The sequence below is a fragment of the Lentzea sp. NPDC037011 genome (genome assembly GCF_055607425.1).
In genome coordinates this window covers 526,606-547,669 of sequence record NZ_JBVJRT010000004.1, presented here as the reverse complement: position 1 = coordinate 547,669, position 21,064 = coordinate 526,606, and the positions used below count along the sequence as shown (strand labels likewise).

The 21,064-nt window shown below is 74.8% G+C and carries 21 protein-coding genes; 10 read left to right on the top strand and 11 right to left on the bottom strand.

The features are described from left to right. Positions 1-23 precede the first annotated feature (23 nt). The 3 genes from ACZ7CH_RS14350 to ACZ7CH_RS14340 are packed head-to-tail and all read left to right on the top strand — an operon-like array spanning position 24 to position 2,248. A complete protein-coding gene (locus ACZ7CH_RS14350; protein ID WP_360383945.1) occupies positions 24-677 on the top strand; it encodes an ATP-binding cassette domain-containing protein in 654 nt (217 codons plus the stop codon). Then, positions 674-1,477, top strand: a complete 804-nt coding sequence (locus tag ACZ7CH_RS14345) for a metal ABC transporter permease (RefSeq protein WP_360383943.1) — start codon at positions 674-676, stop codon at positions 1,475-1,477. Before ACZ7CH_RS14350 ends, ACZ7CH_RS14345 begins: the two co-directional genes overlap by 4 nt. A gap of 3 nt (positions 1,478-1,480) precedes the next feature. Then, the gene (locus ACZ7CH_RS14340) at positions 1,481-2,248 is read left to right on the top strand and encodes a metal ABC transporter solute-binding protein, Zn/Mn family (RefSeq protein ID WP_470374077.1); all 768 of its coding nucleotides are present in this window, start codon (positions 1,481-1,483) and stop codon (positions 2,246-2,248) included. A 42-nt stretch (positions 2,249-2,290) separates the two neighbouring features. Here ACZ7CH_RS14340 and ACZ7CH_RS14335 read toward each other — a convergent pair whose 3' ends face one another. Beyond that, on the bottom strand, positions 2,291-3,925 hold the full coding sequence (locus ACZ7CH_RS14335) for an AMP-binding protein (RefSeq protein ID WP_470374076.1): 1,635 nt from the start codon (positions 3,923-3,925) through the stop codon (positions 2,291-2,293). Then, positions 3,922-5,502, bottom strand: coding sequence for a CoA transferase (locus ACZ7CH_RS14330; RefSeq protein ID WP_470374075.1), 1,581 nt, complete (start codon positions 5,500-5,502; stop codon positions 3,922-3,924). The genes ACZ7CH_RS14335 and ACZ7CH_RS14330 overlap by 4 nt, the downstream gene beginning before the upstream one ends. A 55-nt stretch (positions 5,503-5,557) precedes the next feature. Here ACZ7CH_RS14330 and ACZ7CH_RS14325 point away from each other — a divergent pair, with 55 nt between their 5' ends. Beyond that, a complete protein-coding gene (locus ACZ7CH_RS14325) occupies positions 5,558-6,664 on the top strand; it encodes an acyl-CoA dehydrogenase family protein (protein WP_470374074.1) in 1,107 nt (368 codons plus the stop codon). On the opposite strand, the gene ACZ7CH_RS14320 is transcribed toward ACZ7CH_RS14325, so the two are convergent. The 9 genes from ACZ7CH_RS14320 to ACZ7CH_RS14280 all read right to left on the bottom strand — a co-directional run bounded on the left by ACZ7CH_RS14320 (position 6,633) and on the right by ACZ7CH_RS14280 (position 16,868). Beyond that, positions 6,633-7,406 carry a hypothetical protein gene (locus tag ACZ7CH_RS14320; protein WP_470369103.1) on the bottom strand — a complete coding sequence of 258 codons (774 nt, stop codon included), beginning with the start codon at positions 7,404-7,406 and terminating at the stop codon, positions 6,633-6,635. The two genes, ACZ7CH_RS14325 and ACZ7CH_RS14320, sit on opposite strands and share 32 nt — an antisense overlap. Continuing rightward, positions 7,403-8,533 (bottom strand): MFS transporter, encoded by a 1,131-nt coding sequence (locus ACZ7CH_RS14315; RefSeq protein WP_470369104.1) that lies wholly within the window; start codon positions 8,531-8,533, stop codon positions 7,403-7,405. The genes ACZ7CH_RS14320 and ACZ7CH_RS14315 overlap by 4 nt, the downstream gene beginning before the upstream one ends. Next, complete coding sequence (locus tag ACZ7CH_RS14310; RefSeq protein ID WP_360383924.1) at positions 8,530-9,072, bottom strand: vitamin K epoxide reductase family protein; 543 nt, start codon at positions 9,070-9,072, stop codon at positions 8,530-8,532. Before ACZ7CH_RS14310 ends, ACZ7CH_RS14315 begins: the two co-directional genes overlap by 4 nt. Further along, positions 9,069-9,869: a DsbA family protein gene (locus ACZ7CH_RS14305; RefSeq protein ID WP_470374073.1), complete on the bottom strand. Its 801-nt coding sequence runs from the start codon at positions 9,867-9,869 to the stop codon at positions 9,069-9,071. Before ACZ7CH_RS14305 ends, ACZ7CH_RS14310 begins: the two co-directional genes overlap by 4 nt. Further along, positions 9,866-10,546 carry a DJ-1/PfpI family protein gene (locus ACZ7CH_RS14300; protein ID WP_470374072.1) on the bottom strand — a complete coding sequence of 227 codons (681 nt, stop codon included), beginning with the start codon at positions 10,544-10,546 and terminating at the stop codon, positions 9,866-9,868. Before ACZ7CH_RS14300 ends, ACZ7CH_RS14305 begins: the two co-directional genes overlap by 4 nt. A 26-nt stretch (positions 10,547-10,572) precedes the next feature. Next, complete coding sequence (locus tag ACZ7CH_RS14295) at positions 10,573-12,894, bottom strand: heavy metal translocating P-type ATPase (protein ID WP_470374071.1); 2,322 nt, start codon at positions 12,892-12,894, stop codon at positions 10,573-10,575. 6 nt (positions 12,895-12,900) lie between these two features. Continuing rightward, positions 12,901-14,793, bottom strand: coding sequence for a bifunctional copper resistance protein CopD/cytochrome c oxidase assembly protein (locus tag ACZ7CH_RS14290; RefSeq protein WP_470374070.1), 1,893 nt, complete (start codon positions 14,791-14,793; stop codon positions 12,901-12,903). 112 nt (positions 14,794-14,905) lie between these two features. Next, entirely contained in the window at positions 14,906-15,517 is a 612-nt protein-coding gene (locus tag ACZ7CH_RS14285) for a TetR/AcrR family transcriptional regulator (RefSeq protein WP_470374069.1), read from the bottom strand. 205 nt (positions 15,518-15,722) lie between these two features. Then, positions 15,723-16,868: an amidohydrolase family protein gene (locus ACZ7CH_RS14280; RefSeq protein WP_470374068.1), complete on the bottom strand. Its 1,146-nt coding sequence runs from the start codon at positions 16,866-16,868 to the stop codon at positions 15,723-15,725. A 112-nt stretch (positions 16,869-16,980) separates the two neighbouring features. On the opposite strand from ACZ7CH_RS14280, the gene ACZ7CH_RS14275 reads away from it, so the two are divergent. The 6 genes from ACZ7CH_RS14275 (at position 16,981) to ACZ7CH_RS14250 (ending at position 21,023) form a co-directional block, all read left to right on the top strand. Continuing rightward, positions 16,981-17,166 carry a hypothetical protein gene (locus ACZ7CH_RS14275; RefSeq protein ID WP_360383906.1) on the top strand — a complete coding sequence of 62 codons (186 nt, stop codon included), beginning with the start codon at positions 16,981-16,983 and terminating at the stop codon, positions 17,164-17,166. 22 nt (positions 17,167-17,188) lie between these two features. Continuing rightward, positions 17,189-18,736, top strand: a complete 1,548-nt coding sequence (locus ACZ7CH_RS14270; protein ID WP_360383903.1) for a PucR family transcriptional regulator — start codon at positions 17,189-17,191, stop codon at positions 18,734-18,736. 80 nt (positions 18,737-18,816) lie between these two features. After that, complete coding sequence (locus ACZ7CH_RS14265; RefSeq protein ID WP_470374067.1) at positions 18,817-20,067, top strand: NAD(P)/FAD-dependent oxidoreductase; 1,251 nt, start codon at positions 18,817-18,819, stop codon at positions 20,065-20,067. Positions 20,068-20,074: 7 nt separating this feature from the next. Then, the gene (locus ACZ7CH_RS14260) at positions 20,075-20,230 is read left to right on the top strand and encodes a hypothetical protein (protein ID WP_360383897.1); all 156 of its coding nucleotides are present in this window, start codon (positions 20,075-20,077) and stop codon (positions 20,228-20,230) included. Between the two features lie 81 nt (positions 20,231-20,311). Beyond that, a complete protein-coding gene (locus ACZ7CH_RS14255; protein ID WP_360383894.1) occupies positions 20,312-20,779 on the top strand; it encodes a GreA/GreB family elongation factor in 468 nt (155 codons plus the stop codon). Continuing rightward, positions 20,769-21,023: a DUF3040 domain-containing protein gene (locus ACZ7CH_RS14250; RefSeq protein WP_470374066.1), complete on the top strand. Its 255-nt coding sequence runs from the start codon at positions 20,769-20,771 to the stop codon at positions 21,021-21,023. The genes ACZ7CH_RS14255 and ACZ7CH_RS14250 overlap by 11 nt, the downstream gene beginning before the upstream one ends. The last annotated feature ends 41 nt before the right edge of the window (positions 21,024-21,064 follow it).

The following is a 21,064-nucleotide window of genomic DNA, read 5'->3' as shown; positions in this document are numbered from 1 at the left end:
CTGCCGGGAACTGACCCGGCCGGGTGAACGACCTGTGGCACGTGACCGCGTCGTCCCTGCTGTTCCGAGGTGTGCATTGCCGCTATGGCAGGCACACCGCCGTTCATGCCGTCGACCTCGACGTGCCCGCGGGGCTGCGGGTGGCGTTGATCGGCACCAACGGCTCCGGCAAGTCGACGTTGCTGCGCGCGGTGCTGGGGTTCCAGCCGATCGCGGACGGCGTGGTGGAGGTCGGCGGGGTGCGGGCCGGCAACGCCGCGCAGTGGCGCCGGAGGCGGGCCGAGGTCGCGTGGATCCCGCAGCTGCGGTCGGCGGGGCGATTCCCGTTGCTGCTGGGTGAGTTGCTCGACAGCAGCGGTCACGGCGAGGCGGCGCGTGCGGCGGCGGAACGGCTCGGGCTCGCCGGGGTGGAGTCCCGTGGCGTGCACACGTTGTCCGGTGGTCAGGCGCAACGGGCGTGGCTCGCGCGGGCGGTCGGGGCCGTGGCCGCCGGAGCGGGCGTGCTCCTGGCCGACGAACCCACCGCGGCGCTCGACTTCGCGGGCCAGGAGGAAGCGGCGGCGGTCATCGCGGCGTTGCCGGTGACGGTGCTGGTGGCGACGCACGACCGGGCCGTGGCCGACGCGTGCGACCGGGTCGTGGAGATGGCCGCCGGGCGGCTGCGGGACGTGGCGTGATCGCGGAGCTGCTCGCGCTGGTCCCGGTGCAGCGCGCGGGTCTCGGCCTGCTGCTGGGTGCCGTCGCGCTGCCGCCAGTCGGGGTGCTGGTCGTCGGCCTCGACATCTACCCGGTGCGGTTCGCGATCATGCACGTGGCGTTGCTCGGCAGCGCGATCGGCCTGCTCACCGGCACCGACCCGCTGCTGTGGGCGCTGGCGCTGTGCGCGCTCGCCGGCGGTGGGCTGGCGCCGTTCGCGACGACGTCGGCGGGGCTGTCCGGTGCGATGGGGTTGCTGATGAGCCTCGCCATCGCCGTGGCGCTGCTGGTGCTGTCGATCTCCGGCGTGAACGCCAACGGCGCGTTCGAGCTGCTGTGGGGCTCGATCCTGTCGACCCGGCCGGTCGACCTGGTGGTGCTCGGGGTGCTGGCGGTGGCCATTCCGGCGCTGTTCTGGTGGCGTCGCGGGGATCTGGCGTTGCTGCTGCACGACAGGGAGCTCGCCGCGTGCTCCGGTGTGCGCACCGGACCGCTGACCGCGGCGCTGCTCGTGGTGATCGCGGTGTCGATCGCCGCGGCGATCAAGCTGACCGGCGCGCTGCTCGTGGACGCGCTGACCCTGCTGCCCGCGCTGGCGGCGCGGCGGATCGGCCGCGGCCTGACCGGCATGGTCGTCGCGTCGGTCGGCATCGGCCTCGTCGTGGCCGTCGGCGGTCTGCTGCTCGCACTCGCACTGGACCAGCCACCCGGTCCGGTGCTCGTCCTGCTGGCGGGCGTGATCGCTCTGCTGGCCCAGTTGTCGCCGATGAGGAGAACCTGACCCGTGAAGACCAAGCTCGTGGTGCTCGGCGCGGTGCTCGCGCTGACCGCCTGCGGCGGCGGAGCCCAGCCCGCGTCCCCGGCCGCCCCGGCGGGCAAGAAGGTCGTCGCCGCCACGGCGTGGGAGGCCGCGCTGGCCAAGGCCGCAGGTGCGACCGACGTGCGGGTCGTGGTGCCGGCGACCGTGGCGCACGCGGCGGACTACGACCCCAAACCGTCCGACCTCGCCGCCGTCGCGGGCGCGGACCTGGTGCTGTACGCGGAGTTCGAGGGGTTCGCGCCCCGGCTGAAGGAGGCCGCGGGCGGGGCGGCGCAGGTGGAGGCGGTGAAGCTGGAGAACGCACCGGAGGTGGTGCGCGCCGAGGTGACGCGGCTGGCCGGCCTGCTCGGCACCACCGACGCGGCCGAGAAGTGGCTGGCGGAGTTCGACACCACGCTGAAGTCGGTCGAGCAGCAGGTGCGCGGCTCGTTCCCCGGCGGCAAGGCGCCGAAGGTGGTCAGCCAGGCGTTCGTGGCGTACATGGCCGCGGTCACCGGCGCCGAGGTGGTCGGCACGTTCGGCCCGCAGCCGGTCACCCCGGCGCAGCTCGCCGAGCTCGCGGGCAAGCAGCCGGACCTGGTGTTCGACAACGCGCACATGTCGACCGGGACGGTGCTGCCCGGTTCGGCCGCGCGGCAGGTGCGGATCGTGAACTACCCGGGGGAGGACCTCGACCTCCTCGGCGTGTTCACGGCGAACGCCGCGGAGATCTCGAAGGCCCTCAAGGCCTGACGGGGCATGCGCCCGGCGGACGGCCCGTCCGCCGGGCGCGCCTCACGACCGCCGCACGAGGTCCTGCACGGCGCGGCGGTCCACCTTCCCGGCCGCGCCCAGCGGCAGCGCGTCCACCACGACCAGCCGCTCGGGGAACTTCCGCGGCTCCAGCCCCTGCGCCGACAGGTGTGCCGTCAGGTCCTCCAGCACGAGCGCCGGATCGCCCACGACACAGGCGCACAACCGTTCGCCCAGCACGTCGTCCGGCACCGGCACGCACACCACGTCCCGCACCGCCGGGTGCGTGACGAGCAGCGCCTCGACCTCGGCGGGGCTGATGTTCAGGCCACCGCGGATGATCACGTCCTTGCGCCGCCCGACCACGTGCAGGTAGCCCTCGTCGTCGATGCGGCCGAGGTCGCCGGTGCGCACCCAGCCGTCCGGCGTGCGGTAGCGCTCGTTCAGCTCGGGTGCGCCGACGTAGCACAGCGGTGACATCGGGCCGAGCGCGATGATCTCGCCGACCGCGCCGGGCGGCACGTCGTGCAGGGTGTCGTCCACGATGCGCAGGCGTGCGACGAACGGGTTGGGGCGGCCCGCGGTGTCGGCGTGGCCGGGCGGGTCGTCCAGGGCGGTGTGGCAGTTGACGCCGTCCGCCGAGCCGTAGACGTTCACGACCATGCAGCCGAGCCTGTCGCGGACGCGTGCGGCGGTCGTGGCGTCCAGGGCGGCGCCGCCGAGTGCGACCACGCGCAGGCTGGACGTGTCGTACCGGTCGAGGTCGGGGGAGTCGGCGATCATCCGCAGCATGGTGGGCACCGCGAGCACGTGCGTGGGGCGGGCGCGTTCGACCATCGCCAGCGCGGCCGTGACGTCGAACTTGGGCAGCAGCACGAGGGTTCCGCCGTGGACGGCGAGCGTGACGGACGTGCCGTTGCTGCCGTAGGACGACGCCAGCGGCACCAGCACGAGGTTCCGCAGCTCGGGGTCGCCGCCCATCAGCTCGCCGATGAACCGGCCGCGACCGCCGACGAGGGCGTTGTGCGAGTACAGCACCATCTTCGGCGCTGCCTCCGAGCCGGAGGTGACGAGGATGCGCGCGGGTCCGTCCGGGTCGGGGGACGCCGGGGTGAACCGGGCCGGGTGGGCGGCCAGCAGCGCCGCCACCGGCACGCAGCCCGCCGGCACCACGCCGTCGCCCGCCGCGATCACGGTCCGCAGCTCGGGCAGCTCGCCGGCCAGCGCGCGGGTCCGCTGGGCGCAGGGGTAGTCGCCGTAGCGCGTCGTCGTGACCACGGCGACCGCGCCGGACCGGCTGAGCAGGCTCGCCGCCTCCCGGTCACCGCGCCCGACCGGGTAGGGCAGCGCGACGGCACCCAGCGCGGCCACCGCGAGGTCGAACGCGCACGCCAGCCGGCCGTTGGGCAGCTGGATGCCGACGACGTCACCCGGTTCCACGCCCATGCCCGCGAGGCCCGCCGCCAGGGAGCGGGCCATCAGGTCGAGCTCGCCGTAGGTGACCTCACCCTGCGCGTCGACGACGGCGACGCGGCCGGGACTGGCCAGGACGTGCTCGCGGAACAACGAGTACAGGTCGCGGTCGCGGTACAGACCGGTGGCGGCCCAGCCGCGGCGGAGCTCGTACGGCACGAGGTCCGCCAGGTGCCGCACGGCGGTGGTCGCGGCGAGTGTCACAGGAACCTCCACGGGGAGCCGAGAGCGGGACAGCCGCGGTCGTCGCGGCCCAGTACGGCGGCGAAGTGGGGGTCACCCGGCAGCGCCGCGAGGTCGGTGAGCACGTCCACGCCGCCGACCCGGCCGTCGACGGGAACGCGGAAACCGGGGGAGGGCCGGGACTTCGCGCCGGCGAGCAACGCACCGGCCGCGCCGAGCAGGCTGCTCTCGACGGCGACGCCGCGACCGGTGCGCCGCCGGGTCAGCACCCCGGCGAGCACGGCCTCGGCGCCGATCAGGCCGCCGAGCACGTCCACCAGCGTCATCAGCGACGGCGCGGGCTCCTCGTCGGCAGGGCGCACCAGCTCGGCCAGACCGGTGCGGGCCTGGACCATGAAGTCGGTGCCCAGCGGCGGGTCCACGAGGTCGCCGCCGCCCCAGCCGGACGTGTGGGCGTACACCAGTCCGTCCGGCAGGTCGGCCGCCGTGAGCCGCCACCTCTCGGCGTTGCCCGGCGCCCAGTTGTGCAGGAACACGTCCGCGTCCACCAAGAGGTCGCGCAGCCGTTGACGATCGGCGGGGTCCTTGAGGTCGACCTCGACGGCGTCCTTGCCGCGGTTGAGCGCGAGCCAGCGGGCGGACAGGTCGCGGCACATCGGCGGCATGCCCCGCAACGGGTCACCGCCCGGCGGTTCGACGCGGATCACCTTGGCGCCCAGCAGACCCAGCAGGTGCGCAGCCATCGGTGCCTGGATGCGCCGGCCCGCCTCGTACACCACCAGGTCGTCGCCGGTGCGCGTCGCGACGCCGGCCGTGGGGCGGATGCTCCACGGCCGTTCGAGCGGCTGAACAGGACGGTGCACCCGGCAGACGCTGGCCCCGCTCACCGCCGCGGCGGTGGCGATCTGCGCGAACGTGACGACGCGGGTCGCCGCGTGCAGGGCCTCGGGAATCGGCGCCGTCGCCGTGGCATAGCGGAACTGGTACGGCCGCCAGCCCGCGCGGACCGCGGCGGAGTCCGTGCCGAGCGCCGCCCAGAACGCCGCCCACACCTCGGGCACCAGCGCCTCGACCTCGAACCGCACCCCGTCGGCGGTGGTGAACGGCGGTCCACCGGGCCGCAGGTCGACCGCCTCCGCCTCGTCCGCCCCCGCTGCGGCGAGGTACTGGGACACCGTCAGCAACGCCGCCTCGGCCACGCTGGTCCGCACCCGCGGCGCGCCCCGCAGCACCGCCGCGAGCAACCCCGTCACCGCCAGCACCCCGGCCGCCGTGCCGCAGTGGTCCACGCCGAGGCCGCGCGGTGAGCCGGACCGCCTGCCGTGCACGTGCATCACCCCGCACGCGGCCTGGACGGTCGCCTCGTCGCGCAGACCGGGGACGTCCACCGGACCGGCCCAGTCGACGACCACCTCGTGCCGATCACCGCCGTCCAGCACCAGAACTGCCTCGGCGGGTCGTTCCGCGAAGCCGGTGTGCACCTCCGCTCCCAGCGCGCGGAGGTGCGCGCGCAGCACGCGTGCCGCCGCGCTCGTGCCCGAGACCGACGCGGTCGCGCCTTCCAGGGCCAAGGCGTGCAGTGCTGTGGCTTCCGTCATGACCCAGAGGTCGTACGCGCGCCCATTCGGGTTCCCACGGTGGTGTGATGTGCCGGTGACAGGTGACACGCAGTTGCGGCGGTTCGTGGACGAGGTCGTGATCCCCGCCGAACCGGAGCTCGACGCGGGCGGCGGTCTCGCACTGCGCGACCTCGCCAAGCAGGCCGGGTTGTGGGCCCGGCCGCTGCCGGTCGAGCTGGGCGGCGGTGGTCAGCCGCTGGCCGGCTACCTCGCGGAGGCCGAGGACGAGGGGCGCAGCGACCACGGCCCTGACGTCGTGGGCTCGTCGAGCCTGCTGAACACGCGGATGCTGGCCGCGCACGCACATCCGGAGCTGCGGGACGCCGTGCTGACCGACCTCGTGGCCGGGCGCGCGCACGTCAGCTACGCGATGACCGAGCCGGGGGTCGCGGGCTCCGACCCGTCCGGGCTGCGCACCACCGCCGAGCGCGGCGCGGACGGCTGGTGGACCGTCACCGGCCGCAAGTGGTTCACCAGCGGTGCGGCCCGCGCGGACCTCGTGCTGGTCGTGGCCCGCACCGGCGACGGCTTCTCGGTCGTCGCCGTGCAGGCAGGCGGGTTCCGGGTGGACCGCGAGCTCGACGTCCTCGGTGCGGGCGGGCAGCACGAGATCTCGTTCGACGCGGTCCGCGTGCCACCGACGCACCTCGTCGGTGAGCAGGGGAACGGGATGCGGCTCGCCGGCGAACGGCTCGCGCTCGGGCGGACGTTGCGCGCGCTGCGCTGGGTCGGGCAGGCGCAGCGGTGCCTCGACCTGCTCGCGGACCGTGCGGTGGCGCGGGCGCTCGGCGACGGCGTGCTGGCCGACCGGCAACTGGTGCAGCGCCTGGCGTTCGAGTCCGAGCTGGAGGTGCGCGCGGCCCGGCTGCTGGCCCGCGAGGCGGCCGCGCTGGTCGCCGCCGGTGAGCGCGCGCCGGTCGAGGTGAGCCTCGCGAAGGTCGCCGCCGCACGGGCGCTGAACACCGCGGCCGACGCCGCGGTCCAGGTCCACGGGGCGGAAGGGCTCATGGCCGCAACGGGTCTGCCGCGGCTGCTGCGCGTGGCACGGGCCGCCCGCATCCTCGACGGCGCGGACGAGCTGCACGTCGCGACCACCGGACGGCGGCTGCTCACCAGGCGTCGGGCGGCACCAGACCGGTGAGGAGCGCGGCGCCGAGGAACGTGAAGAAGTCGCCCCACACCACCTGAAGACCGGTCAGGCCGTCGTACTCAGCACCGTCCGGCAACGTGCGCAGCAGTCGTTCGCCCTCCTCGCGCCGACCGGCCTTCAGCAACGCCACGGCGGCGATCGCCACCGCCGAACTGTCCTGTGTGGACACGGTCCAAGCCGGACGCGGGTGGGTGAGCTGCAGCCACGCCTTGCCGCGCGGCCAGTCCGGGTCCAGTGCCAGGTGCGCTTGCTGATGGCAGCGCGCGACGGCGTGGTGGCCGTGGGCGTTCAGCAGCGGAACGAGCCCGGCCGCCCCGTCCGCGCGCACGGGCGGTCCGTCGGGGGCCAGCGCCGTGCCCCACGGAACCGCGCCCAACTCGCGGTCGTAGCACCGCGCGAGCCGGTCCGCGACCAGGGCCGTGCTGGGGCGTGCGGCGATGGTCCCCAGCCGTTCCGCGCCGCTGCCGTACCAGAAAATCATGCCGCGCAGCACCGTGTCCGCGTCCGCCCAGACGTCCAGCCGGTCCCGCACCGCGGCGACGTCACCGACGCCGGTGGCGAGACTCCGCAGCGTCAGCAGCCCCGCCCAGAACCCGCCGGTCCACGACCCGCGGGCCGAGGTCTTCCACCGCCCGTCGTGGCGGTAGAGCGGAAACCGTTCTCCCGCCGCGGCTTCGGCCTCGTCGACCCGGTCGCACAGCCGGCGCACCAGGTCGTGCGCCCAGCCGCTCACACCGCCACCGCGGTGCGCCGGACGACCAGCACGCCCACGGCGGCGGCCAGCCCGAACGCCACGCCGACGACACCCCACAGCCACGGGTAACCGGCCTGCTGCAGCACGAGCCCGGTGATCGGCGGCCCGGCGGCGAACCCGGAGAAGAACCCGGCCGACACCACCGCCGCCGCACGCCCGGCCAGCCCCTGCGGCACTGCCCGCAGCACCGCGACCATCGACACGGCGTTGCCCGCCACCGCGAACACCCCGATCCCCGCCGCACCGAACCACACCAGCCAGTGCACGTGCTCGGCCAGCGCCACCACCGCGACCGAGACGACGGCCCCGAGCGCCAGCAACGGCAGCACGGCGGCAGGGTCACCCGACCGCCCCGCCGCCGCGCTCCAGCACACCCGTCCCGCGATGCCGACCAGCCCCACCACGGCGATCGACCACGCCGCGACGGGTGCCGGCAGCTCCAGCCGGTCCACGCCGTACAGCGGGAAGAAGGTGTTCACCGACGCCAGCCCGAAGCCGAGCGCCAGCGAGAACACCGCCAGCGCGCGCACCCGGCCACCCACCCGCCCGCGCCCGCGCTGGGCCGGAACCGCCGGCACCGCGAGCCGTGTGGTCAGCACCGCGCCCACCAGGCACAGCACCGCGAGCACCCCGACGCCCCAGCGCCAGTCCACCACCGCGGCGGCACCGGCCAGCGGCACGCCCGCGACGAACGCGCCGAGCTGCACCCCGGACTGCTTCCACCCGGTCACCGCCCCGAGCCGCTCCCGTGCCACGGCGGCGACGACCACCTTGTTGGTGGCCGGGTTCGCCAGCGCCTGCGGCACCCCGCCCAGCGCCACCCCGGCCGCGATCCACCACACCGACCCGGCGACCGCCAGCACCGCCAGCGCCACCGCGCTGACGACGAACACCCCGGCCAGCCCGCGCCGCGCCCCGACCCGGTCCACCAGCGCCCCCGCGGGCAGCGACAGCAGCGCCGCCACCGCGAACCCCACCGCGACCAGCGCACCGAGCTGCCACTGCGCCACGCCGAGGTCGGTGACCAGCACCGGCCCCAGCGCGCCCAGCACGAACAGCTGCAGCATCGACACGGCCATCGCGGCCGTCGCCAGGACGGCCGTCACGCCGTCACCCAGTAGTCCCAGAACGCGTGCAGCACCAACGCGACGATGACCGCGTACCAGAGCACGAGCACAGTGCTGTGCAAGCGGCGCAACGGCGCGAGGCGTGGCCAGGTGTCGAGGGTGGTGTACCAGAACAACGGGATCACGACGATCCACACGACGATGCAGTACAGGCACAGCGCGTGGATGTCGTAGAGGCTGACGACGACAAGCCAGTGCACGAACACCACGGCCAGGCCGGTGCCCGCGTTGAGGGCGAGCCGGTAGGAGCGCGGCGGCGCGAACCCGGCCAGCAGTGCGACCCCGGTGGTCACCACGACCGCGAACCCGGCGATGCCGAGCAGCGGGTTGGGGAACCCGAACGCCGCCGCCTGCGGGCTGTCCATCACCGGCCCGCAGGACACCACCGGGTTCAGCGAGCACGTGGGCACGTGCGCCGGGTTCCGCAGCAGCGCCAGCTTCTCCAGGGTGAGCACGGCGGACGCGGCGAACCCGAGTGCGCCGCCGGCCACGTACAGCCACGCCAGCGGGCGGCTCATCCGGCCAGCGCCGCGTCGATCTTCGCGCGCAGCTCGCGGTCGACGTCGGCGAACGACTTGCCCGACGGCTGGAACTGCTCGCCGTTGAGGAACAGCGTCGGCGTGCTCTGCACCCCGAGCTTGCGCGCGTCGGCCACGTCGCGGTCGATCGCGGCCCGCACGTCCGCGGACGCCATGTCGGCGCGGAACCGGTCCAGGTCGAGCCCGGCGGCGGTGGCGAACTGCTCGAACAGGCCGATCGCGCGGTCGCGGTCCGCACTGGTGTTCTGGCCGTCGACCGCCCAGCGGTCGTAGTTGCCGTAGAGCGCGTGGTACATCTCGGCGTACTTGCCCTGCCGGCCCGCCGCCTCGGCCGCCTGCGCCGCGGGCAGCGCCAGCGGGTGCATCTCCAGCGGCAGGTTCCTGGGCACGATGGTGACGCGCCCCCGGTAGTCGTCCTCCAGCTTCCTGGTCACGCCGGAGTAGTAGGCGGAGCAGGCCGGGCACTGGAAGTCGAGGAACTCGACCAGCACCACCCCGTCACCGTCCACTTTGGAGAGCGTGTGCGCACCGGCGGGCACCAGCGCGGCGGTCCTGTCCTCGGCGCCATCGCGCTGGAACAGCAGCACACCGCCGAACACGGCGGCCGCGAGCAGCACGACCACGGCGGTCAGCACCACGTTGAGCGACACGCCGCGGCGTGCCGTGACGGGATTCTTCTTCGTGCGGGACATCCTGTTGCGCCTCGGGTTGTTCGGGGACTCCTTGCTCAGGTAGTGGTCGGATCGGAGGCCGAGGAGTTCCCGGTCCACCGTCACTTGCGCCAGACGGTGCCCCTGCGCTCGTACTCCAGCACGGTCTCGACGCGTTGCGCGGTCTGCGCGCCGACGAACCGTTCCACCAGCCAGAGCGCGACGTCCAGGCCGGACGTGATGCCGCCGCCGGTGATCAGGTCGCCGTCGTCGACCACCCGCGCGTTCACCACGGTCGCCCCCTGCGCGGCGAGGTCGGCCTTCGCGCCGCTGTGCGTGGTGGCGTTGCGGCCGCGGGTGAGGCCCGCCGCGGACAGCACCATCGTCCCGGTGCAGATGCCCACCGGCAGCACGTCCGCCCCGGCCAGCCGGCGCAGGAAGCCCTGGTCGCCGATGAGCCGGTGCACACCGGGGCCGGTCCGCGCGGCGTACCCGCCGCCGGGCACCACCAGCACGTCGGCCTCGCCGGGTGACCAGCCGCGCGCGACCTCGACCTTCGTGCCGTACGTGCAGGTGACCGTGCCCGGCCGGCCGGGCGTGACCTGGGTGGTCACGACGGCACCGCCGGACATCCGACCGGCCAGCCCCAGCACCTCCACCGGTGCCACGAAGTCCTGCTCCTCCACGCCGTCGAACAGCAGCACCTGGACGCGCAGCGGCTGCGCCGCCGACGCGGTGGCGCCCGCCGCGCCCGTGATCCCCAGAGACAGCGCCGATGCGCGCAGGAATGTCCGTCGTTCCACGGTGGCCTCCCAGGTCCGGTGTCGTCCTAGGAGTCGGCCGTGAGGTCGGTCCGGTTCCCGAGCGCGTTGCGCAACCTCAGGCTGTTCGCGACCACCAGCACCGACGACAACGACATGGCCGCGCCCGCGATGAGCGGGTTGAGCAACCCGAAGGCAGCGAGGGGGAGCGCGGCGGCGTTGTAGCCGAACGCCCAGACGAGGTTGCCCCGGATGGTGGCGAGCGTCCGCCCGGCGAGCACGACCGTGTCCGCGACGGCGCCGAGGTCGTCGCGCACGAGCACCACGTCGGCGGCCTGCGCGGCGATGTCACTGCCGTGCGCGACCGCCATGCCCAGGTCGGCGGCGGCAAGTGCGGGCCCGTCGTTGACGCCGTCACCGACCATCGCGACCCGGTGGCCCTGCGCGCGCAACCGTTCCACGACGGCGACCTTGTCCGCGGGCCGCACGTTCGCGACCACCTCGCCGACCCCGACCTCCGCGGCGACGGCCCTGGCCGCGGCGTCGTGGTCGCCGGTCAGCAGCACGGTGCGCAGACCGAGCGAGTGCAGGCGGGCGACCGCACCCCTGGCAGACGGCCGGACCGTGTCGCGCAGGGCGATGCCGCCCACCACCACACCGCCGCGCGCGACCAGCACCCCGGTCGCCGCGCCGAGACCCGCCAGCCACTCGGTCGCCGCCGGCGGGACCGGGAGCCGCAGCCGTGCCATGAGCTCCGCGGAACCGACGACCACGGCGACGCCCTCGACCTCGCCCCGTGCGCCCGCACCGACCAGGGCCTCGAACGCGGTCACCGCGGGTGCGTCCGAGCAGGCGGCGGCGATGGCCACGCCGATGGGGTGCTCGGAGGCGGCTTCCACGGCGGCTGCGGCGCGGAGCACGTGGTCGGCGGTGGTGGGCGGGTGTTGGGAGGCGGCTTCCACAGCCGCAGCCCGAAGCACGTGGTCGGTGAGGGTGGGCGGGTCGTCGTGTACGGCCTCCGGCCCCGGCACTCGTTCGTCCCCGAGCGCCCACGTCTCCACGACCTCCATGCGGCCGGTCGTCACGGTCCCCGTCTTGTCCAGCACGACCGTGTCCACACCGCGGGTCGCCTCCAGCGCCTCCGGCCCCTTCACCAGGACGCCGAGCTGTGCCGCCCGTGCCACACCGACCATCAGCGCGGTCGGCGTGGCGAGGCCGAGCGCGCAGGGACAGGCGATGATCAGCACCGCGACCGCAGCGGTGAACGCCTCGCGCGGGGAGTGGGCGGTGAGCAGCCACCCGGCCAGCGTCAGCGCGGAGAGCACCAGCACGACGGGCACGAACACCGCGCACACCCGGTCGACCAGGCGTTGCACGGCGGCCTTGCGCTCGGCCGCCCGTTCGGCCAGCGCCCGCATCTGCGCGAGCTGGGTGTGGGCGCCGACCGCCGTCGCCCGCACGACCAGCCGCCCGGCGCTGTTGACCGTGCCGCCGACGACCGGTGCGCCCGGACCCACCTCCACCGGGACGGGCTCGCCGGTCATGGTCGCCGTGTCGACCGCGGAGAACCCTTCTGTCACGACGCCGTCTGCGGGCAGTGCCTCGCCCGGTCGCACCACCACCAGGTCGCCGACCAGCACCTGCGCCGCGGGGACCGTGGTCTCGACGCCGTCGCGCAGCACCCTGGCGTCCTTGGCCGCGATGCCCGCGAGCGCTGTCAGCAGACCCACTGCGGAGCGCCGCGACCGCAGCTCGAAGTAGCGGCCGGCGAGCAGGAACGTCGTGACACCGGCGGCCACGTCGAGGTAGACGGCGTCCGCGCCCTCCGCCGTCACGCCGAAGCCGAGCCAGTGACCCGGCCCGGACGGCCCGGCCGCGAGCGACCACACCGCCCACCCGAACGAGGCCAGCACGCCCAGCGACACCAAGGTGTCCATGCTCGACGCGCCGTGCCGCAGGTTGCGCAGCGCCGCGCGGTGGAACGGCCAGGCCGAGTACGCGACCACCGGCAGCGCGAGCAGCACGCACACCGCCTCCCAGCCGGGGAAGCGCAGCGCGGGCGCCAGCGCGAGGCTGATCGACAGGTTGCCCAGCGGGATGGCGAGCACCGCCGCGACCACCAGCCGGTGCCGCAGCCCGGTGACGACGTCGTCACCGGGCTCCTGCCCGGCCACGGCCGCGTCGTACCCGGCGGCGCGCACGACCTGCACGGCGTCGTCGGTGCGCATCCCCTGCGGCAGCTGGACGATCGCGCGTTCGGTGGCGTAGTTGACGGTGGCGCGCACGCCGTCGACCCGGTTCAGCTTGCGTTCGATCCGGGTGGCGCAGGCGGCGCAGGTCATCCCGGACACCGACAGTTCGACGGCGTTGTCCGCGGTGGTGGTGGTCATGGCGGGTCAGTTCTTCCTTCCGGACAGTTCCGCGAGCATCGCGTTGTAGGCGGCCAAGCGGTCGTCGTGCCCGGTGTCGGTGGCGCGGTCGAACCGCACCGCCTCCCGCCGGTCCGCCACCGCCCACTGCCGCAGCAGTGCGAGCACGACGACGAGCATCGGCACCTCCCCGGTGGCCCACGCGATGCCGCCGCCGAGGCGCTGGTCGGTGAGCAGGTCGGGCAGCCACGTCAGGCCGAGGGTGCGGTAGAAGTGCTCGGCGATCACGGTCTGGTGGTTCATCAGGACCACGCCGAAGAACGCGTGGAACGGCATCACCGAGAACAGCAGCCCGAGCCGGGCCAGGTGCGGCAACGCCCGCGGCGCGCGGTCGACGCCGATGACGAGCCAGAAGAACACGCAGCCGGTGACCAGGAAGTGCAGGTTCATCAGCTGGTGCGCCCAGTGGAAGCGCATCGCGGCACCGAACAGGTCCGAGAAGTACAGGACGTAGAACGACCCGACGAACGCCGTCGCGGCCACCGCGGGGTGCGCGACCAGCCGAGTGGCCCGGCAGTGCAGCAGCGCCGTCACCCACTGCCGCGGCCCGGCCGGCAGCACCCGCAGCGCGAGCGTCACCGGTCCGCCCAGCACGAGCAGCACCGGTGCCAGCATGTTCAGCGACATGTGCGCGACCATGTGGGTGCTGAACATCCCCGCCGCGTACCGGCCGACCCCGGACGACGTCACGACCAGCACCACCGCGCACCCCAGCAGCCACGCGACCGTCCGCCCGGCGGGCCAGGTGTCACCTCGGCGCCGCAGCTTCCGCACCGCTACCGCGTACCCCGCAGCCAGCCCCAGCGCGCCCAGGCCGAACACCAGGTCGAGGCGCCAGCCCAGCACCAGTTCCGCGAGGCTCGGCGGGTCGGGCAGCTCGTAGCCGAGCACGGTCTCCTGCGGCGACGGCCGGTCGGCGAACCACGCGGGCGGCACGAGGTGGGTGAGACCGGTCGAGGCGCCGAGCACGAGTCCCAGCACCACCAGCTCGGTGCCGAGCGGCCGCTGCGGGCCCCAGCGCGCACGCAGCAGCGGCACGGCCACACAAAGGGAAAGCTTGAGCAGCAACAGGACCGTGTACCCGGTGTGGAGCCCGGACGGTCCGATGAGGACCGCCGCGGTCACCGCGCCGCTGAGGACGAGCACGACCACGCAGCCCGTCGTGAGCCGGTGGTAGCGCCGGACGACGACATCGGTCGCAGCGGTGCCCGGCCTGCGCAGGTACGCCCGCAGCGCGACGAGCGAACCGACCCACACGGCGGCGGCCGGGATGTGCCACACCACCGCGTTGGTGGCGACGTCGTGCCACGCACCGTTGGCGACGTGCCCGGCGACGACCGGCGCGAGCACCCCGGCCAGCGCGGGGCCGAGCCACAGCACCGAGGTCGTCCACGTCAGCGTTGCCCGCGCACCGGCCGCGACGACCACGGCGGCGACCGCCGAGACGATCCACGCCTTGGGTTCCTCGGTGGCGGCCACGAGCCCGCCGAGGTGCTCCAGCGCGACCGCGACGGACTGCCCGGACGCGTCGGCGGCGGACAGGACGACGGCGGCAGCGGCCGCACCGGCCCACACGGCCGCAGCCGTTGCGGCGGTGCGCACGGCGGCGAAGGCGTGCGGTGTCAGCTGGGCGCGCTTCGGCGGTGCGGGCACGACGAACGCCCCGAAGACGAGCGCTCCCACCGTGATCGTGGCAGCGGCGTTCGCCGCGGTGCGCACGAGGCCGAACGCCAGCGCCGTGGCCCTGCCGGGATCGCTGTCGCCCAAGGCGGCGTGCACGTCACCCGCCCAGAGCACGACGACCGCGACGCACACCACCGAGCCGACCGACGCGACCGCGACGGCCCTGTCCACCCTCATGCCCAGGCGGTCGGACGAAGCCCTCGCCGAGTTCCCGGCCTCAGTGGATCAGGGGCGCCGGTGTGACGCAGCCGACTGCGCACAGTGGACGGAGCCGGCGGGGCCCCGTCGATCAGTCCCCGGTGCGGGTCACCGCGGCGAGCACGATCTCCTGCGCCGCCCGCACCGTGGCCGCGAACGCGTCCGGTCCCCTGGTGATCCGGTCGATGCCCGCGCGCATCGCCCCCGACAGCAGCTCGACGGTGAGCCGCACGTCCTCGACCGGCCGGAACTCCCCGGCGGCCACGCCAGCCTCGACGATGTTCACCACCTCGGCCACGAGCACGGAGAACGGGTTCTCCGGTCCGTCCGGCAGCTCCGCCACCAGCGGGCTGGAGTTCGGCAGGAACATCAGCCGCAGCGCGTGCTGCGTGGACGCGGCCAGGATCGTCTCGACGACCTCCCGCAGCCGGTCGGCTGCCGGGTCGGACGACCGCGCGGCGATTTCGGCGACCTGCCCGGCGAGCGGCAGGCTCGCCCGGTGCGCGAGGGCCAGCACCAGCGCCCTCTTGTCGCGGGCGTAGTTGTAGAGGGTGTTGCGCGCGAGTCCCGCCCTGGCCGCGATGTGACCCATGTTGATCGAGTCGTAGTCGCGTTCGAGCAGCAGCTGCCGCACCGCCTCGGCGAGGTCGGCCCACACCATCTCGTGGTGCTCTTCGATGGTGGCGGCGCGAATCCGCGGCATCAGGTGCTTCTCCCGGGTCGGTCGGGTCATCCCGTGGCGGGGACGAGCTCCGGTGCGTTCTCCTGGTGGATCGTGGTCAGCTTGACACGGCTCCGCCGGTCGCCGCCGGGCGCGTGGACCGCCGCGGCTCGCCCGCAGCACCTCGACGTGCCGGCCCATCAGCTCGATGGGCTCAGCCCGGTCCTGTGAAGTGCGGTGGCTCGGGTCAGCCGAGCCTGCGTGCGCGCACGGCAGCCACGGCGCGGGCGACCCGCGCGTCGAACGCGGCCAGCTCCTCGGCCTCGGCGGCGTCCGGGACGAACGGGCGCCGCTCGCACTGCACGCCCGCGCGCCAGACCCGTTCGACCGCGCGGACCGCGGTGATGTCGGCCAGCGGGTCGCCGGACACGAGCACCAGGTCCGCGCGCAGGCCCGGTGCGATCCGGCCGCGGTCGCCGAGCCCGAACACCCGTGCCGGCTCGGCCGTGGCGGCGGCCAGCGCCTCCGCCGGGCTGAGACCGCACCCGACCAGGAGCTCCAGCTCGCGGTGCAGCGCCTGCCCGAACGCGGTGCCGGGGTTCGGCGCGTCGGTCCCCGCCAGCAGGGGGATGCCCGCCTCGGCGAGCCGCCGCACGGTGGCCGCTGCCCGGTTCGCGGAGCGCAGGGCGTTCTCCGCGGTGACGAGGGTGGGGCCGACGGAGATTCCGGCCAGGGCCATGCGGTCGACGAGGGTGTCGTCCAGGTCGTCGGTGGGCACGTGCGCCACGACGTCGGCCCCGGCGGACACGAGCTGGTCGAGCCCGGCCGCCGAGCTCACGTGCCCGACGACCACCAGGCCGCGGGCGTGCGCGGCGGTGACCAGGGCGGCGATCGTGGCGGAGTCCAGCGCCGGCCAGAGGCCACCGACCCCGGAGATGACCTTCAGGTGGTCCACGCCCTCCGCGACCCGGTCCGCGACGAACCGCTCGGCCTCACCGGGAGCGCTCACCGTCGGGATCGGCGCGTACAGCGGCGACGGGTGCCCGCCGGGTGCGGTGGCCCCGATGCCGGAGGACCGCACGTCGGCCACGTCCGTGCGGGTGGCGGCCTGCTGCCTGGCCGCGGCCACGACGTCGGGCTTGCTGAACATGTCGAGCACGGTCGTGACGCCGTGGTTCAGCGACTGCGCGAGGGCGCCGGGGACGAGGTGCACGTGCGAGTCGATCAGGCCGGGCAGCACGGTCCCGCCCCGCGCGTCGACCACCTCGTCGCCGTCCTGCGCGGCCGAGCCCACCGAGCAGCCGGTGACCAGGCCCTCCGCGAACCGGACGGAGGTCCAGTCCCGCACCGCCCTGCCGTCGAACACCCGCGCGTTCACGATCGTCGTCGCCACACCGCCCACTCCACCCGTTCCGGCGGGCGCGATCAACGACCGACGCGGTCGTGTCCCACCCGTCCGTCCACTGTGGAGCGCCGGCGACCGCCCGGCCGGTAGGCTGCCGGGCATGAGCAGAAAAGTGGTGGTCGGGGTCGGCGTCGTGCTGCTCGTGCTCGGCGGCGTCTGGACCGCGCAGGGCCTCGGCCACCTCAAGGGCAGCTTCATGACCGGGCAGCAGCTCTGGACGACGATCGGCCTGCTGTGCGCCGCCGCCGGCGTGCTGCTGCTCGTGCCCTGGCCGAAGCGGCGGTGACGCCGGGACGGGGAGCACGGCCGTGGTGAGACTGGACCGGCTGGTCAACGTGCTGGGCGGGTACGGGGTGCGGCTGTGCTGCTGCCCGGTGCCGCGGTCGGCGGAGCTGCGCGGCGTGGTGCTGCGCGACGCCGCGGACGAGCGCGCCGAGGTGGGTGACGTGTACCTCGCCGTCGGCGCGGGCTCGGTCGCGGAAGCGGTGCGCGCGGCGGTGGCGGCGCGGGCCGTCGTCGTGCTGCTGCGGGGCGGCGAGGAGCTGCTCGCGGACGTCGTCGCGGTGGGGGAGGCCGAGGGCGTCGCGGTGATGCTGGCGGACCCGGCGCTGTCGTGGAGCCAGCTCGCGGGCGTCGTCTACGGGCTGGTGCTCGAAGGCAGGGAGACCGAGTCCGGACGTGGTCCCACTGACCTGTTCGCCCTGGCCGACAGCCTCGCCGCGGCCACCGGCGGTGCGGTGACCATCGAGGACCAGCTCTCGCGCGTGCTGGCCTACTCGGGACCGCAGCAGGAGGTCGACGCCGCCCGGCTGGAGACGATCATGGGCCGGCAGGTGCCGGCGTGGGTGCGGGAGCTGTTCGAGGCGGCGGGTGTGCGGGCGCACCTGCAGGCGTCCGACGAGCCGTTGTTCGTGGCCGGGGCACCCGGACGCGGGCTGACCGGCCGGATGGTGGCCGCGGTCAGGGTGGGCCGGGAGCTGCTGGGTGCGGTCTGGGTGGCCTGCCCGGCGCCGCTGCGGGGGCCGCAGCGCACGGCGCTGACCGACGGCGCCCGGATCGTGGCGCTGCACCTGCTGCGGCTGCGGGCCAGCGCCGACCTGGAGCGCCAGGTGGAGTCGGAGTGGGTCATCCGGCTGCTGGAGGGCACGGCGGACGCGGCGACGGTGATCAGCCAGCTCGGCCTGCCGCCGGGACCGGCCAGGGTGGTCGCGGTCCGCGCCCACGTCGGCGCCGAGCGGCACGCGGCCGTGCTGCTCGCGTTCGAGCAGGCGACCACCGGCTTCGGCTGGTCGCGGCCGGGGCGCAGCGCGGTGACCGGCAACAGCATCTACACGGTCCTGCCGGGCGAGCGGGTGGCGGCGGCACGGGACTGGCTGGCGGCGCTGCGGTCGGCGCTGCCCGACAACGTCACCCTGGCGGCGGGCATCAGCGCGGTCGCCGGCCCCGCCGACCTGCCTGCTGCCCGGCAGGAGGCGGACGAGTGCCTTGCCCTGCACGAGATGCGCACCGGCGACACGCCCGCCCCCGCCTACGACGAGTCGTGGGACGAGATCCTGCTGCACCGGCTGCGCGCCGCGGCCCGCGTCGGCCGGGCGTCCGCGCGCGGACCGGTGGCCGACCTGCGCAGGCACGACGCCGAGCACGGCACCGAGTACGTCGCGACGCTGCGCGCGTGGCTGGAGGCGCAGGGAGACCTGGCCGCGGCTGGTGACCGGCTCGGCGTGCACGGCAACACCGTCCGCAACCGGCTGCGCAAGATGAGCGAGGTGACGGCCCTCGGCCTGGACGACCCGGCCAAGCGGGTCGCCATGCTCATCGACCTCGCCGCCACGGTGTCGGAAACCTACAACCGCTGAGCCGCGGTTGTAGGAATCGGACAACCGGATCGGCCTGTCCTCACTCCATCCTGGGGGCAAGCGATGACAGGAGGCCCGGGATGGACGGCGTCGAGCGCCTTGACGGCGGTCCGCGCTCAGCGGTGGTGGTCGGTGCGGGGGTCGTGGGGTTGTCCACGGCGTGGTTCCTGCAGGAACGCGGGGTCGAGGTCACGGTCGTCGACCGGACCGGTGTCGCCGCCGGCGCCTCGTGGGGCAACGCGGGGTGGATCGCGCCGGGCCTGGCGATCCCGCTGAACGAACCGGCGGTGCTGCGCTACGGGCTGCGGTCCCTGCTCAACCCGGCCGCGCCGCTGCACATCCCGCTCACCGCCGACCCCGGGCTGTGGTCGTTCCTCACGCGGTTCGCCGCCCACTGCCGCTGGTCGTCGTGGACGCGCGTGGCGAAGGCGAACCTGCCGCTCAACGAGGAGAGCATCGAGGCCTACGACGTGCTCACCGCCAACGGCGTCGCGGTGCCGACCGTCGACGCGCCGTTCACCGCGGCCTTCACCTCGGCCCGGCAGGCGCAGGGTCTGGTGCGCGAGCTGGAACGGCTCGCCGCGGCAGGACAACCGGTCGCCCACTCCGTTCTGTCCACATCGGACCTGAGGGAACAGCTCCCGCAGGCCTCGGCCGCCCTCACGGCCGGGGTGCGCATCGACGGGCAGCGGTTCGTCGACCCCGGCGCGTTCGTGCGGGCGCTGGGCCGCGCCGTGGTCGCCCGCGGCGCCACGATCCGGTCCGGCGAGGTGACCGGCGTCCGCCCCGGTGTCTCCGTGCACACGAGCGACGGCACCGCGATCTCCGCCGACGCGGTGGTACTGGCCACCGGCGCGTGGCTGCCCGCCCTCGCCGCACGGGCCGGTGTCCGCACGCAGGTCCGCGCCGGCCGCGGCTACTCGTTCACCGTCCCCGTGAGCGAACCCGTCCGCGGCCCGATCTACCTGCCGGAGGTGCGCGTGGCCTGCACCCCGTACCGGGACGGCCTGCGGGTCGCGGGCACCATGGAGTTCCGCGACCCGGACGCACCGCTGGACAAGGCGCGGGTGGACGCGATCATCGCCTCCACCCGGCCGCTGCTCGACGGCGTGCGGTGGGAGGACCGCACCGACGTGTGGGTCGGCCCCCGCCCGGTCACCCCGGACGGCCGCGCGGTGATCGGAGCGACCCGCGTCCCCGGCGTGTACGTCGCCGGCGGCCACGGCATGTGGGGCCTGGCGCAGGGACCGGTCACCGGCCGCCTGCTGGCCGAGCAGATCACCACCGGCAAGCAACCCGCCGCGCTGCGCGAGTTCGACCCGCTCCGGTGACCGCCGCATGCACCCCGCCGAACCGCCGCTGACCGACGGCGAACGAGCCGAGCTCGCCTGGCTGCGCAAGGAGAACGACTTCCTCCGCGTGCAGCGCGACATCCTGCTGCGCGTCGCCTCCGACTACGCGCACGACTTCGAGGCCCTGCGCCGCGACCACTGACCACCCTCCTGTCCGTGCGGGTCGTGGGCTGACGAACCCGGCCCACACGGACACCCCCCTACTCCTCGCCCTGGAGCAACGATGACGACTCCCCGCGTGTGGCTGACGCCGCAGGCGCACCACCGGCTCCGCAACGAGCTCACGACCCTGCTCGCCCCACCGCGCGCGCAGTCCGACGACGAGACCAGCCCCGTGCCGCAACAGCAGCGGACCGCGCGCATCCGCCAGATCACCGACCTGCTCACCAACGCGATCGTCGGCGAGGACCCGCCCGACGACGGCATCGCGGAACCCGGCATGGTCCTCACCGTCCGGTTCGACGACACCGGCGAGACCGAGACGTTCCTGCTCGGTGCCCGCGGCGCGGAGCACGGCGCGGTCGAGGTCTACTCACCGGACTCACCGCTCGGGGCGGCGGTGAACGGGGCCCGGCAGGGGGAGCGGCGCACGTACCGGACGCCCAGCGGAGCCGCGGTGCCGGTGACCCTGCTCAGCGCCGTGCCGTACGGCCAGGCGCACGGCGAGCAGGAGGTGCGCAGTGCTCGATGACCGGGAACGCGCGGCGCTGAGCGAGATCGAGCGCACCCTCGGCGAGCAGGACCCGGAGCTCGCGGCGAAGCTGGAGGGCGCCAGCCGGCCCGCGGCGGACCGCCACCAGGCCCTCGTCATCGCCGTCGTCCTGCTGGGCGGTGCGGCGCTGGTGCTCGGGCACCCGATGGGCATCCTCGTGTTCGCCCTCCTCGCCGGGTGGGCCTGGGCCCGCTCGCAGTACCGGCGCAAGCCCAGGGCGTGACCCCGGGGGAGCGCCACGCGTTCGGGCCAGGGGACGGCGGA

What these genes read in the sequence shown, in the direction of transcription:
- ACZ7CH_RS14260 (WP_360383897.1), top strand. Translation starts at nt 20,075, where the DNA reads ATGCACCCCGCCGAACCGCCGCTGACCGACGGCGAACGAGCCGAGCTC.
- ACZ7CH_RS14265 (WP_470374067.1), top strand. Translation starts at nt 18,817, where the DNA reads ATGGACGGCGTCGAGCGCCTTGACGGCGGTCCGCGCTCAGCGGTGGTG.
- ACZ7CH_RS14295 (WP_470374071.1), bottom strand. Translation starts at nt 12,894, where the DNA reads ATGACCACCACCACCGCGGACAACGCCGTCGAACTGTCGGTGTCCGGG.
- ACZ7CH_RS14285 (WP_470374069.1), bottom strand. Translation starts at nt 15,517, where the DNA reads ATGCCGCGGATTCGCGCCGCCACCATCGAAGAGCACCACGAGATGGTG.
- ACZ7CH_RS14290 (WP_470374070.1), bottom strand. Translation starts at nt 14,793, where the DNA reads ATGAGGGTGGACAGGGCCGTCGCGGTCGCGTCGGTCGGCTCGGTGGTG.
- ACZ7CH_RS14330 (WP_470374075.1), bottom strand. Translation starts at nt 5,502, where the DNA reads ATGACGGAAGCCACAGCACTGCACGCCTTGGCCCTGGAAGGCGCGACC.
- ACZ7CH_RS14275 (WP_360383906.1), top strand. Translation starts at nt 16,981, where the DNA reads ATGAGCAGAAAAGTGGTGGTCGGGGTCGGCGTCGTGCTGCTCGTGCTC.
- ACZ7CH_RS14255 (WP_360383894.1), top strand. Translation starts at nt 20,312, where the DNA reads ATGACGACTCCCCGCGTGTGGCTGACGCCGCAGGCGCACCACCGGCTC.
- ACZ7CH_RS14310 (WP_360383924.1), bottom strand. Translation starts at nt 9,072, where the DNA reads ATGAGCCGCCCGCTGGCGTGGCTGTACGTGGCCGGCGGCGCACTCGGG.